The sequence below is a fragment of the Desulfobulbus elongatus DSM 2908 genome (genome assembly GCF_000621145.1).
In the GTDB taxonomy this organism is placed as follows: Bacteria; Desulfobacterota; Desulfobulbia; order Desulfobulbales; family Desulfobulbaceae; genus Desulfobulbus; species Desulfobulbus elongatus.
Window position 1 is genome coordinate 20,829 of record NZ_JHZB01000018.1, and the last position, 12,439, is coordinate 33,267.

The 12,439-nt window shown below is 60.9% G+C and carries 12 protein-coding genes; 4 read left to right on the forward strand and 8 right to left on the reverse strand.

Going from position 1 to position 12,439, the window contains the following annotated elements; genetic code table 11:
* Positions 1-3 precede the first annotated feature (3 nt).
* The 5 genes from Q362_RS0110285 to Q362_RS20170 form a co-directional block, all read right to left on the reverse strand.
* Complete coding sequence (locus Q362_RS0110285; RefSeq protein WP_051554088.1) at positions 4-2,118, reverse strand: TonB-dependent receptor plug domain-containing protein; 2,115 nt, start codon at positions 2,116-2,118, stop codon at positions 4-6.
* A gap of 33 nt (positions 2,119-2,151) precedes the next feature.
* Positions 2,152-4,257, reverse strand: coding sequence for a TonB-dependent receptor plug domain-containing protein (locus Q362_RS0110290; RefSeq protein ID WP_028318621.1), 2,106 nt, complete (start codon positions 4,255-4,257; stop codon positions 2,152-2,154).
* A 65-nt stretch (positions 4,258-4,322) separates the two neighbouring features.
* Positions 4,323-4,970 (reverse strand): class I SAM-dependent methyltransferase, encoded by a 648-nt coding sequence (locus tag Q362_RS0110295; RefSeq protein WP_028318622.1) that lies wholly within the window; start codon positions 4,968-4,970, stop codon positions 4,323-4,325.
* A 2-nt stretch (positions 4,971-4,972) separates the two neighbouring features.
* Positions 4,973-5,800, reverse strand: coding sequence for a class I SAM-dependent methyltransferase (locus Q362_RS0110300; RefSeq protein WP_028318623.1), 828 nt, complete (start codon positions 5,798-5,800; stop codon positions 4,973-4,975).
* 248 nt (positions 5,801-6,048) lie between these two features.
* Positions 6,049-6,513 (reverse strand): molybdopterin-binding protein, encoded by a 465-nt coding sequence (locus Q362_RS20170; protein WP_051554090.1) that lies wholly within the window; start codon positions 6,511-6,513, stop codon positions 6,049-6,051.
* A gap of 539 nt (positions 6,514-7,052) precedes the next feature.
* On the opposite strand from Q362_RS20170, the gene Q362_RS0110315 reads away from it, so the two are divergent.
* The 4 genes from Q362_RS0110315 to modC all read left to right on the forward strand — a co-directional run bounded on the left by Q362_RS0110315 (position 7,053) and on the right by modC (position 10,466).
* The gene (locus tag Q362_RS0110315; RefSeq protein WP_028318625.1) at positions 7,053-7,862 is read left to right on the forward strand and encodes a TOBE domain-containing protein; all 810 of its coding nucleotides are present in this window, start codon (positions 7,053-7,055) and stop codon (positions 7,860-7,862) included.
* Between the two features lie 74 nt (positions 7,863-7,936).
* A complete protein-coding gene (gene modA, locus Q362_RS0110320) occupies positions 7,937-8,698 on the forward strand; it encodes a molybdate ABC transporter substrate-binding protein (protein ID WP_028318626.1) in 762 nt (253 codons plus the stop codon).
* Between the two features lie 30 nt (positions 8,699-8,728).
* Positions 8,729-9,409: a molybdate ABC transporter permease subunit gene (gene modB, locus Q362_RS0110325; RefSeq protein WP_028318627.1), complete on the forward strand. Its 681-nt coding sequence runs from the start codon at positions 8,729-8,731 to the stop codon at positions 9,407-9,409.
* A 1-nt stretch (position 9,410) separates the two neighbouring features.
* Positions 9,411-10,466: a molybdenum ABC transporter ATP-binding protein gene (gene modC / locus Q362_RS0110330; protein WP_028318628.1), complete on the forward strand. Its 1,056-nt coding sequence runs from the start codon at positions 9,411-9,413 to the stop codon at positions 10,464-10,466.
* Between the two features lie 96 nt (positions 10,467-10,562).
* On the opposite strand, the gene Q362_RS0110335 is transcribed toward modC, so the two are convergent.
* The 3 genes from Q362_RS0110335 to Q362_RS0110345 all read right to left on the reverse strand — a co-directional run bounded on the left by Q362_RS0110335 (position 10,563) and on the right by Q362_RS0110345 (position 12,334).
* On the reverse strand, positions 10,563-11,366 hold the full coding sequence (locus Q362_RS0110335) for a C-GCAxxG-C-C family protein (protein WP_245590202.1): 804 nt from the start codon (positions 11,364-11,366) through the stop codon (positions 10,563-10,565).
* Positions 11,367-11,392: 26 nt separating this feature from the next.
* The gene (locus Q362_RS0110340) at positions 11,393-11,788 is read right to left on the reverse strand and encodes a cytochrome c3 family protein (protein ID WP_245590203.1); all 396 of its coding nucleotides are present in this window, start codon (positions 11,786-11,788) and stop codon (positions 11,393-11,395) included.
* Between the two features lie 165 nt (positions 11,789-11,953).
* The gene (locus tag Q362_RS0110345; RefSeq protein ID WP_169737405.1) at positions 11,954-12,334 is read right to left on the reverse strand and encodes a winged helix-turn-helix domain-containing protein; all 381 of its coding nucleotides are present in this window, start codon (positions 12,332-12,334) and stop codon (positions 11,954-11,956) included.
* Positions 12,335-12,439 lie beyond the last annotated feature (105 nt).

The window sequence follows — 12,439 nt, forward strand, 5'->3', positions numbered from 1 at the left end:
GGATCAGAATCTGTAGCGGGCCGTCACCAGGAAGTTCCGCCCCTCGTCCGGATACCCTTCCGTGAGCGCATAATTCTTGTCGAGCAGGTTGCGCCCGGCCACGGAGAGATCCCACTGCGGGGTCAGCTGATAGCCGATTTTGAGATTGACCAGGGTGTAGTCGCCGGTTTCGATATAACCGGGACTGCTGTCGGCCCGTTCCGACTGGCGCTGGTCGGCGTATTCGATGCTGGGGATGATGGAAAGCGCCTCCCAGGGACGCCATTTGCCGTAGATAAACAGCTTGTGCTGCGGGATACCGATGAACTGTACGTCGGGATCCTCCGGGTTCTCGATGGATGTGTCGATATAGGTATAGTTGCTGCCCAATTCCAGGGTGTCGGTCACCATGGTGGAGAGTATCAATTCAGCGCCCTTGATGGTTGCTTCCCCCACATTCTGGAACTGTGTGTACCAGGCGTTGTTATACCGGATGGCAACCGACTGCATGTAATCGTCGATCCTGCTGTGGAACAGATTGACTTCGGTATGGACCTTGGAGAAGAAGGTGTCGGCGATGCCGACTTCCAGGTTGAGCGCCTGTTCCGGATCGAGCCCCGGATTGGAAAGCGCGCCGCCAAAGCGGGAGCTGAACCGCTCGAACATGGTGGGGAAGCGGGTGCGGTGGGAGGCGCTGACATGGACCTTGCCCTGGTCGCGATAGCGGTAGATCACCGCGCCCTGGTAATTGGTGGCGGATTGATCCGAGGTGGGTTGATCGAACAGGGCATTGCTGGCGTATTCCTGGGCCTCGTGGGTGGTGCGTTCGTCCTGGCTGATGCCGAGCACGAGGTCGAGCTGCGAAGTGAGGTGAATGGTATCCTCCAGGGCGACGGAATAGATGTCTTCTTCCGTGTCCTGCTTCGGTTCCGTGAAATTTGTCCTGTGGGTCACCTGCCATTCGGTGTGATTGTCCCGCCGATAGTGCAGGGCGCCTTTCAGGGTTTGCCTGGAGAAGTAGGTGGTCCCCAGTTCAAGGGAGGCGCCGTAGGCATTGTCGTCGTAGTAGCTGGTCCAGTTGGGTGTGGTCAGATTGAGGTTGGTATAGGCCCGCAGGTCATTTTTGAATTCATTGTAATACACCTTGGTGTTGAGGTAGGTGGTGCCGTTCAACTGGGTATGCCCCAACCAGTAGATGCTGGTGACGTCCCATTTGGGCCAATCCCAGAGGCTGATCGTTGACGTTCCCGTAACGGAACCGATGCCGTGCTTCTCGCCGGCCTGCTTCATGAAGTTGAGCGAATACTCGTCGGTGCTGTTGGGAGTGAAGCCTGCCTTGAGGTTGGTGCGCCAGTCCTTCTTGTCGGTATGGTCGCGGTTGCCGCCGTCTTCGGCGATGGTGGCATCGAAATCGTCGGACAGGCGCCAGTGGTCGATATCGCGCTGCTCGAAGCTGGCCTGGGCGTAGAATTTTTCCTGGCGGGTGCCGACATCGCCATACACCGTGTTGCCGCTGTATTTGCCGTCGTTGCCCAGGGACATAGTGTCGCGCAATTCCGCCTCAAACTCCTTGACCGGCTTGCGGGTGACCAGGTTGATGGTGCCGCCCATGCCGTCCGGACCGTTGAGCACGGAGACATAACCCTTGGAGACCTGGATTTCCGAGAGGTCGGCGGTGAGGAACCGATCGAAATCGATCCTGTTGTCCGCCGGAAGATAGAGGCGGATGCCGTCCATGGTGAGCGGCACCTGCCAACGGTTGAAGCCGCGCAGGCTCAGCACCGATTCGTTGCGGTTGCCGCTGCCGGTGGTCATGGCCACGCCCGGCACCAGATTGAGCGCCTCCGGCAGACCGTCCCGGCTGAAATCGTCCAGGTCTTCCCTGCTGAGGCTGGAATAGCCGATCGGGGTTTCACCTTCTTCCGCGGCGGTGACCGTGATCTGCCCCAGGGTGAAGACATTGTCCGCGGCAGGCGGAGTTGGTGTTGTGGTCGCCTCCTCAGTCTGTGGTACGACAACGTTTTTCGGGGTCGTTGTCGCCGGCTGATCCGTTGCCGCGCTCTGCGCCGCCACGGCAGGTCCGGCGGCCAGCAGGGCGCAGGCCGCCAGGCAGGTTCTTCTCCAGGTCTTTCCTTGCATCGTTCCTCCTTTGTCCATGTTCATCTTCATCGCTCAAAACGCCCACGAGAGTTCCAGGCCGATGGTCCGGCCGCGATCCTGGTAATAGCCGGTGACATATCGGGTGGAGTAGTTGTCGTCGCCGAGGTTGCGGCCGAACAGGGTCGCGGTCAGCAGGGTTTCGCCGATCTGGAAGTCGCGCTGGATGTTGGCGTCGACACGGGTGTAGTCGCCGAGATCGTCGACTACGGACACGATCCCCGGCGAAGGGGCGATGGAAGTGGTAAACTTATCCATCTGTTTGACCGACAGATTGAACCGGTACAGCCTCCAGGTATGGCTCAGGGTGAGGCCGAACAGGTTTTCCGGCGTGGTCACGCCGATGGCGTCGGTGGTCACCCCGTCACTGGTGGTCTCGGCATCGAACATGCGGGTCCAGCTCAGTTTGTAGGTGGTGTTGTCGGCAATGGTGCCCTTGATGACCATTTCCAGGCCGCGGCGCAGTTCGTCCGACTCGGTGTAATAGTAGTAGGTGGCGCCGTTGGCCACATAGGTGGTGGCGGTGGCGGTCTTGGCGTTGTCGATGTCGATGTCGAACCAGGTGAGCGACGGTTGGAACCAGGGGACGATATCCGCTTCCAGGCCGATTTCTATCCGGTCCTGCCGTTCTCCGTGGAGCGGGCCGCTGCCGGGCAGGGGGCGCATGTCGAAATCGTCTGAAGTGCCCTGGTCGCCGTTGTAGTAGCGGCCGTTCAGGGCGAACATGTCGGTGATCCGCCAGCGGCCGCCCAGGGCGTAGACCTTGGCCGGGTCCATGTCGACGTCGTTGTTGGCCCGGTCCGCCCTGGCATTGGTGCTCGAATAGTCGATGTGTTTGGTGTCCTGGCGGTAACCGGCGTCCAGCACCAGGGCCTCGTCGAAGAGTTTCTGCTCCACCGAGGCGGACCAGCCGCTGATGGAGGTGTCGTACCGGTTGTAGTTGTTACTGAGGTTGCCTCCGAGACCGCTGCTGTCGGAAAACTGGTAGCCCGCCTGCACCAGGGTGTTGCCGAAGCGGGCGTTGTGCCGCAGGCCGAAACCGCTGGTATCCTCGTCGTATTCCCGGAGGGAGGAGGTGCTGGAGGTGAAGGATTCCACGTGCTCCTTCTGGTCGAAGACGGTTTTGAAGGCGTTGAACAGCGTGGTCTGGTTCGGGGTCCACCGCATGGCCATGTCGGTGGAATAGATGGTGGTTTCCAGAGGATCGTACCACCATTTCTGGTCCTGCAACACGCCGGTGGTCGAGACGCCCCGCTGCATCTCGAACGAGCCCGAATCCTTGTAGGCCATCATGTTGGCGTTGAATTTGCCAAAGGTCAGGCCAGCGCTGCCCATGCCGCTTGTGTTCTCGCGGCCGTCAAACCAGGAGTCCTGGCTGGGGCGGTCCATGTTGGCCACCAGTCCGGCCACATAGCCCTTGACCGGGCTCGGCTTTTCCTCCCCATCCTTGCCGTCGCCCTCGCCGAAGCGGGTGCCGGCGTACAGGCTTTCACTGGTCTCCACCGGATGGCCGCCGTTCGCCTTTTCCGCCGAGGCCGTCAGTACGGCCTCGGTTTTCTTCGGCTGCTTGGTGCGGATGATGATGAAGCCGGTGTTGAGGCCGGAACCCGAATTGGAGGCACCGATGGGGATGGACGGCCCCAAGGTCAGCGAAGTCGAGCCACGGACGATCTGCATTTCCTCGATGGCGGCAATGGGGAATTTAAAGAGAATGCGGTTGGAGGAGGGTGGCAGCACGGCGCCGTCGATGATGTAGGTAAAGGTGCCGCCGCCGCGTTCCTCGACGATGAAGGGGCTGCGGCGCCCCTGGTAGGTCAGGCTGATGCCGACGGCCTTGTCGAGCAGATCGAAGACATTGTTGGGTTTCAAGGCCTTGATGTCCTTTTCGGTGAAGACCTCCGTACCGAAACGGGCGGTGGACTCCACCCGGTAGAGGTTGGTGGTGCTGTCGGCCTTGAGATCTTCCCGCTGGCTGTCGCCCTGCCCCTCGACCACGATGGGTTTGAGCTGCTGACTGGTTTCCTGTTGTTCCGCGTCGGTGGCCGCTCCGGAGGCGGTCCCGGCGAGCAGGAGCAAGGCGACAGTGATCCGGCCGGTTCGCGGCCATAGGTAAGACTTCATTTTCCCTCCCTTCTGATATGATGACATGATGGTTCGAATGACGATTTGAGCAATGATGGCCGGAATTACGGCCCGTTTTCCTTCCCTTCCTTGCGGATGTCGATCCACAGGCCGATGTCATCGCTCTGGACGATCTGGTAGTCGGCGATGCCGGCCTGCTCCAGGGCCTCCTCGAAGCGGGCGCGCATCTGCGGCCCGAGATTGCAGCGTATCTTGGAGCCGAAGGCGCCGCTGCCCTTGTTGCGCGCGGCCATCTGGTCGCGGATCGATTCCTTCAGCCGGGCGGTGCCGAAGCCGCCACCGATCCAGGTCCGCCCGCCGGGGGCCAGGATGCGGGATACTTCCCGGAGGGCCCGGGGCAGATCCTCCCAGAAAAAGATCGATCCCCGGCTGATGACGAGATCGACGGAGCCGGCCGGCAGGGCGATGGAGCCAATATCGCCCTGAAGCGTCCCGGTCCGGCTCCGCAATCCGTTCTCTTTGATGGTGTTCTCCGCAAGGGCGAGCATCTCCGCGGATTCGTCGAAAAATGTCACATGCAGTTCGGTTATGCTTGCCAGGGCCGCGCCCAGGTAGCCGCTGCCGCAGCCTGCGTCCAGACAGACGCCGCGGGTCATGCCGGTGTGCGCGACGATCTGCCGGGCGATGATCGGATAGATGGGGGCAAAGACGGTACGAGCGATTTCGTCGAAGGCGCGGGCATTGATCTGCATGGTCACTTGCTCCAGGAAATGATGGCCCAGCGGACGACATGGCGATGGGAAAGGACCCAGCCGCCGGTCGTCCTGCGGAGATGCTGTTCGAAATACCGGCGGAGGCTGGTCGTTTCCTCCGGCGTGATGCCGTCGATCATCCAGTCGAACTTGTCCATGGCATCGTCGAGGTCGCGGTACACCCTGCCGCCGTCCCCGTTCATCACGAAGCTGACATCGGCATGGATACCCATCTGATAGAGTAGGTTGTAGACGTAGATGTAGTCCGGGCCCCGGTCGAGGTCGCGGCCGATGGCTTCGAAAATCCTCCGGTCGAACGGACCGTCGCCGACCAGGGAGGCGAGATACACCCGCTTGCGCGCCTTGTCGTGCAGCTTGGTGAGCGCCAGGCGCAGGTCGTCGACCGCCAGGGAGCGCGAGGCGATGGCCGCGTCGTGCTCGCCGATGCCGGCCTGCTCCCAGTCGTCTTCCCAACCGAGGACATCGGCGCGGACGTTTGCTATGCCCTGTTCCTCGCACTGGGCGCGGAGAAGAGCGATCATGGTGTCGGAAAGATCGATGGCCGTCACCCGTCGCACCAGACCGGCCAGGGGAATGGCCAGGGTGCCGGCGCCACAGCCGACATCGAGCACGCTCCATTCCGGCCGCGGCGTCATCAGGCGGATAAAATCGGCGGGATAGCTGCTTTTCCTGGCATGTTGGGCAAACGACGGCGCCCGTTTGTTCCAGTGCTGCTTGCCGCCACGGTCATGCTTCCTGTGCGTGCGCGCTTGCCGCCACGCCGCGTTCCAATCGATGGTGTGCATCATGGTCTTCGATATCAGTTGCATTGCAGGTGATCGGCGCCTGGCATGGTCCGCCGTTCCGGAAAGAGCGGGGGGACGATGCGATCTGGTGGCGGTTTGTGTCTTCCTTGTTGGCCGTTATTGTATTTTGGAATAACGATGAGCAAAAAAATAAAATGAATAAAAACAAATAAGAATATTTTATTGTTGAGCCGTGCGCCTTCAGCGGAGACGGCTGCCGGCGTTATCGATGCGCTCGTTATGCAGCAATCGAATAACGATGGGCAAAAAAATCAGTCCACCATGACAATTTCAACGGTCTTCAGTTGCCGGACATATCGCGGGCCGGTGAGGTGGTCATGGGCGGACAGCAGGTCGACCTCGCCGCCTCCCTCGTACAACGGGCGCCCATCCTTTTCCAGCACGATCAGGATGCCATCGCCGTTGGGGGAGTTGAAAATTTCCTGCCAGGAGAAAACGGCCTTGTAGCCGTCGTCCGAGGCGGCCACCACGAACATCTTTTTGGTGTCGTTGTGCTCCTTGACCACCACCTCAGCCCGGTTGATCACCTCGGCGAGAAGAACCCCCCGGCACTGTCCGATACGGCCTTTGGGCTCCCCGCTGCCGCAGATCATGGGGAGATCGTTCATTTCCATGCTGTCCATGGCGCAGAGCGCTTCGATCGGGATCGCCAGGGGGGCGGCGACCCTGCCGACGATGCGCAAGGATGCCGCGTGCCCGTTTGCATTGCCGTTCATAGTCATGACCTCCTTTGAGCTGGTGCAGCAGGTGCGGGAGCACGGGCCGGGGCTCTCGCATTGGCCGTGCCACTGTGTCCGCTATATACTAAAGAGTATAGTGAAAATCAAGCAATCGCGATGCCAGTGGCAGGCAGTCCTGATTTTTTTTTGTTTTTTCTCAGTGGGTTGGGGGGATGCCCGCCGCCATGCCGAGGTTGGATGCCTGTCGGTCGGCAAGCCGTGGAAGACCGCGGTGCCGATTTTGTCGATCACTTGACGGTTGTGTACCACTTTGTACAATTTTGACAACCCCATTCCCGGCGTGGCTGATGGCGCCGGCATGGCCCCTGTCCGCGCCGGCGCCTCGCCGAACGGTCGGCGCGGCCGTCCCGAGCGCCCATTCAACAGGGAGTTCGCGGCAATGCGGTTCGATGGGGCCGGACGAACAGAACAACGGTACCGGGAGGATTCAATCCCGGCATGATTGCTGCTTTACAACAGGGGAAAAATGACGTACTTCGTTATTCTATGATTGAATAGCGAAAATGAGGTCCTGCATGATACCCCGACCATCGCCGCCTGCTCCGGATTCCGTTTTTCTGCAATACATGCTCGGGTCATCGAACCGAAAAAATCCGGTGGTCGCCCTGCTTGAGGAGATCGATCACTGCGGTTCGATCAACCAGGCCGCCAAAACCGTGGGGATGAGCTACAAGGCGGCGTGGGAGCGAATCGAGAATGTCAACAATCTCAGTCCGGAGCCGCTGATCCGCCGCCAGGTGGGCGGCAGTGGCGGCGGCGGCACCGTGCTCACCGAGGCCGGCCATGGGTTTATCCAGCGGGCGCATACCCTCCAGCGGGAGTTCACCAGTTTTCTCAACTTCTTCTATTTTTCGCCGGAAGAGGCGTTCAACACCCTAAAAACACTAAGGAGGATCGAGATGAAAATCAGTGCTCGCAATGTGTGGCTGGGCAATGTGGCTCAAATAGAGAAAGGAGCGGTGAACAGCGTGGTGACCGTGGCCCTGAAGGGTCAGGATACCATTGTCTCGGTGATCACCGACAATTCGGTGCAGCGGCTTGAGCTGGTGCCGGGTGCCGAGGTGCTGGCCATCGTCAAGGCGCCGTCGGTGCTGTTGGGGCTGGAGGTCGACCCCAAAAAGATATCCGCCCGCAACGTTCTCGAGGGCACGGTGAACCGGATTGTTTCCGGCGCGGTCAACGACGAGGTGATCATCGATCTGGCCGGCGGCAACACGGTCACCTCGATCCTGACCTCGGAGAGCGTCAGGCGACTGGGGCTGCGCGAGGGCCTGCGCGTGGCGGCGGTGATCAAGGCCTCGGATGTGCTGCTGGCCGTTGCCTGAGCCAACCCGATCGCGCTATCCTGTAACCTCCCGATTGATCGGGAGAATTTTGTAAAAATGAAGAGGAGAAGACCATGAAACGACTGAAGACCATCGTGACCATTCTTGCCGCCGGCCTGTTGCTTGCCGCCCCAACCCTGCATGCCGCCGAGGAGATCAGAATCTCGTTGGCGGCCAGCATGACCGACGTTCTCAAGGAGTTGGCCGATCAGTACAAGGCCTCGGGCAAGGATGTCGCCATTGTCCCCAATTTCGGTCCTTCCGGCGCCCTGGCCAAGCAGATCAACGAGGGCGCGCCCACCGATCTGTTCATCTCGGCCAACCAGAAATGGATGACCTTCCTCCGCGACGAGAAGAAGATCGATCCGAAAACCGAGAAGATTCTCGCGGTCAATACCCTGGTCTTTGTCGGCGCCAAGAATCCGGCGGTAACGAAAATGGCGGATATCGTGGGGCTCAAGCAGATCGCCATCGGCAGCCCGAAGAGCGTGCCCGCCGGCGAGTATGCGGCCCAGGCCATGGAGAAGGCCGGCATCTACAAGCAGTTGCAGGATGAGCAGAAACTGGTCATGGCCAAGGATGTGCGCCAGTCGCTCACCTATGCCGACCGCGGCGAGGCCGATGGCGCCTTTGTCTACAAAACCGATGCCCTGATGGCCACCCAGGCGGTCATTCTGTTCGAGGTGCCGCAGGATCTGTACGAGCAGGTGACCTACCCCATCGCCCTGACGGATGCCGGCGCCAAAAATGCCGCGGCCAAGGCTTTCTACGAGTTCATCACCGGTCCGGAAGCGCTGAAGGTCTTCCAAAAATACGGTTTCAGCGCCCCGAAATAACCCTGCCGCACCCCGGGCGACACCGATACCATGTTCCTGTTGCAGCCTTCGGATCTCGACGCGATCCAGCTCTCCTTCAAGGTGGCCTGCGCGGCCACCCTGTTGTCCACCCCGGTGGGTATCGGTGTCGCCTATCTCCTCGTCCACACCCGCATTCCGGGCAAATCCCTGATCGAGGGCGCGGTCAACCTCCCCCTGGTGCTGCCGCCGGTGGTCATCGGCTATCTGCTGCTGGTGCTGTTCGGTCGCCGTGGCCTGATCGGCTCCTGGCTGCTGGAATACAATATCCAGGTGATCTTCACCCTCACCGGCGCGATCATCGCCTCCGCCGTGGTCGGTTTTCCCCTCCTGGTCCGTTCGATCCGGCTGGGCATGGAATCGGTCGATCCCTCGTATCGCCGGGCGGCCCGCACCCTGGGGGCCAGCGGCTGGGACGCCTTTTTCACCGTCACCCTGCCGCTTTCCGGCAAGGCCGTCTTTGCCGGCATGACCCTGATGTTCGCCCGCAGCCTGGGCGAGTTCGGCGCCACCATCATCCTGGCCGGCAATATCCCGGGCGTCACCCAGACCATTCCGCTGGCCATCTACGAATACACCAGCACCCCCGGCGGCGACCGGATGGCGCTGTCGCTCTGCCTGGTCTCCATTGTGCTTTCCTTCATCGTGCTGCTGATCAGCGGCGCGGCCAGCAAGTCGCTGGACAGAAAATAATATGCAACTCGCCGTTTCAGCGCGAAAAAAGCTCGGCAGCTTCAGCTTTGATGCCGAATTCGACCTGGCCGGTCAGCGCGTGGGGCTGTTCGGACCCTCGGGTAGCGGCAAGTCGACCCTGATGTACCTGTTGGCCGGGCTGCTCAAGCCGGACAGCGGCAGCATCCGCCTGGACGACATTGTGCTGTTCGACGGCCAGCGCGGCGTCAACCTGCCGCCGGAACAGCGCCGGATCGGCGTGGTCTTCCAGCACGCCCATCTCTTTCCGCACATGAGCGTGCGCCGCAATCTCCTCTACGGCTGGCGGCGCACGTCTGCGCAGAACCGGCACATCGAGCCGGAGTCGATCGTCGAGGTGCTTCATCTGGCCCATCTCCTCGACCGGGGCGTGAATCTCCTCTCCGGTGGCGAGCGCCAGCGGGTCGCCCTGGGCCGGACCATCCTTACCTGTCCCCGCCTGATTCTCATGGACGAACCGCTCACCGGCCTGGACGAGGAGCTGAAATTTCAGATCATGCCCTACCTGAATTCCGTTTTCTCGAAGTTCGATATCCCGCTTCTGTTCATCAGCCATTCGCTCCTGGAAATGCGGCTGATGACCGAGCAGGTACTGGTGGTGGAGCAGGGCAGCGTGAAGCGGCAGATGGCCACCGAGGAACTGGCCCAGTCGACCTGGGCCGCTCCCCGGCAGAGTTATGTCAACCTGCTCAGGCTGGGGCCGCCGGAGCCCCATGGCGATTTGTGGAGCTACCCGTGGGGCGATGTCCGGTTGATCCTCACCGAGCACGCCGACAATCAGGAAAATGTCTTTGAGCTGGACGCCCGGGAGATTTTGCTGTTCAAGCGCCATCCCGAGGCGACCAGCGCCCGCAACCTCCTGTCCTGCACGGTGCGCAAGCTGTTCACCGTGGGCAACCGGGTCCGGGTGGAGTTGCAGTGCGGCTCCCGGCAGTTGATCGTCCAGATCGTGCCCGAATCGATGCGGGAGTTGGAACTCGAAGAGGGCAGGGAAGTGGTGGCCGCGATCAAGGCCTCGGCTTTCAGAAGATTGATGTGATCTCGAGGAGGGCAGGCGGGCAACCGCAGTTGCCCGCCTCGTTCGTTTAAACCGCCGCCCGTTTTCCTTGGGAAAGGAAGCGGGGCAGGGGGTGGTTCAGCCTTTCATCGGGGCCGCGGGGACGCCGCCGCTGTGACATTCCATACAGTTGGGCTGGGCATTGATGCCGTGGTCGGAAACCGGGGTCCAGTCGCCTTCCTCTTCGTATTTCCCATCCTTCCAGGCGTTGAGCAACTCGACCAGGTGATAGGCGACGCTCGCCGTCACCCGGGCGCACCGGTCCTTGCGCTCTGGACTGCCCAGTGTCTTGTCGGCGACCGCCATCCATTTGCCGACCGAGACGTGGCACAGCGGCGAGTCGCTGATGGTCTGCGGAATGTGGCCGGTGAATTTCGGCGCCTTCGGCTTGAACACCGGCATGGCCGCCTCGCAGTACCACTGCATGATGTCGGTGCCGATCAGGTGGCCGGCTTCCGCCCCGACGATCCGGGGACCGATGATCAGATTGGCGACGATGTTGGCGCCGGCATTCGAGCCGCAGATCGTCCCCCAACTGGCGATGCCGCCTTCGAGAAAGACAAAGGCGTCGATGGGGAAGGAGGTGTAGGGTTCGCCGACCTTTTCCCGCAGTTGGGTGAAGACGCTGCTGATGACCGCGCACCCGCAGAACACGCGGTACCATTCCTTGTAGGCGAGCTCCGCGGTCGTGGTCGGGTCGAGTTTTTCGTAAGGCCAGGGCCATTTCTCGGTGCTGCCGCCCTGGGCCTGGGCCGGGCGCAGCCACCCGCTCAGCGGGACCAGGGCGGCGGCGGTGGCGGCGGCTCCGGTGCCGAGCAGCCATTGCCTGCGGGACAAGCCCGTGTCTGTTGTCTTCGTTACGGCCTGCATATCGTTTTGCATGTATTCCTCGCTAGGTGAATTTCGTATCATTTCTTGTCGTGGCACACGCTGCATCTGGCCAGTGTCTTGTCCTGTTGGAGATGGCATTCCATACACAGGACATGGCCGGCCCGTTTGAGCGTCGCCACCCGCTCCGGCATGCCGGCCTTGCTGTTGTGGCATGTTTCGCATTTGGCAATGCTCTGACCAGCGGCATAGTCGATCTTCTTGCCGTCGGGTCCTTTGCCGTGGTGACAGCCGTCGCAGTCCAGCCACTGGTGCTTCCAATGGGGCAAATAGGCAGGTTTGGCCACTTTTTCCGTATCAATGGTCGATTGGATCACCACCTGCTCTGGTCCTTTACCGCCGCCGTCACTCTTGCCTTCGTCGGCAAACGCGGCCCCTGTTCCGCTTGCGGCGCACAAGATGGCCAGCAGCGCCAAGTAAGAATATCGCATGCTTTTTTCTCCCGGTTGAATGAATACTGATCAGCGTTTTCGCATTTCAAGGCGAAACAAAATTCCCACGTTATATTTTAGGAAATATAGTGATGTCAATAAAAAAGTTGGCACCACTGTGTAGGTTGCGCTGAGCGGGGAAAGGAGGGGTTAGAGACGTTCGTGTTCGATCCAGCCCTGAAACCGTCCAACGAGCCGGAAGAAATCGTCGATGGCCTGCCGGCCGGCATCGGTCAGCCAGGCGCCGCCGCCGCGTCGGCCGCCCGCCTGTTTTTCGACCAGCGGTTGTGGCGACAGGGCGTTCATGTCCTCGACCAGATGCCAGGCGTGGCTGAAGCTCATCTGCATGGATTTGGCGGCAGCGGAAACCGAGCCGTGTTCGCCGATGCGCTCAAGCAGGACGATCCGGCCCCAGGAAAGATAGGTTCGCCCCTCGTTTTCGATCCAGAGGCGACCCTTGATCTGGAGCCCCTTGTGCATCTGTCCGGATGCCAGGGCATTGCGTTCGTTTTCTTTTTTCACCTTGGGCATGCGTTTCCTCGCAGGTACATTAGTCCGCACAATACAATCGGGAGGGGAAACCCCTCTTCCCATCGCGCAAGAAGTACCGAAATTATTCCGAGGGAGCAATCACAA

Excerpts from the sequence above, each read along its gene's own strand:
- Q362_RS0110300 (WP_028318623.1), bottom strand. The coding sequence starts at position 5,800 with ATGCAACTGATATCGAAGACCATGATGCACACCATCGATTGGAACGCG.
- Q362_RS0110345 (WP_169737405.1), bottom strand. The coding sequence starts at position 12,334 with ATGCCCAAGGTGAAAAAAGAAAACGAACGCAATGCCCTGGCATCCGGA.
- Q362_RS20170 (WP_051554090.1), bottom strand. The coding sequence starts at position 6,513 with ATGAACGGCAATGCAAACGGGCACGCGGCATCCTTGCGCATCGTCGGC.
- Q362_RS0110335 (WP_245590202.1), bottom strand. The coding sequence starts at position 11,366 with ATGCAAAACGATATGCAGGCCGTAACGAAGACAACAGACACGGGCTTG.
- modC (WP_028318628.1), top strand. The coding sequence starts at position 9,411 with ATGCAACTCGCCGTTTCAGCGCGAAAAAAGCTCGGCAGCTTCAGCTTT.
- modA (WP_028318626.1), top strand. The coding sequence starts at position 7,937 with ATGAAACGACTGAAGACCATCGTGACCATTCTTGCCGCCGGCCTGTTG.
- Q362_RS0110295 (WP_028318622.1), bottom strand. The coding sequence starts at position 4,970 with ATGCAGATCAATGCCCGCGCCTTCGACGAAATCGCTCGTACCGTCTTT.
- modB (WP_028318627.1), top strand. The coding sequence starts at position 8,729 with ATGTTCCTGTTGCAGCCTTCGGATCTCGACGCGATCCAGCTCTCCTTC.
- Q362_RS0110315 (WP_028318625.1), top strand. The coding sequence starts at position 7,053 with ATGATACCCCGACCATCGCCGCCTGCTCCGGATTCCGTTTTTCTGCAA.
- Q362_RS0110285 (WP_051554088.1), bottom strand. The coding sequence starts at position 2,118 with ATGCAAGGAAAGACCTGGAGAAGAACCTGCCTGGCGGCCTGCGCCCTG.
- Q362_RS0110290 (WP_028318621.1), bottom strand. The coding sequence starts at position 4,257 with ATGAAGTCTTACCTATGGCCGCGAACCGGCCGGATCACTGTCGCCTTG.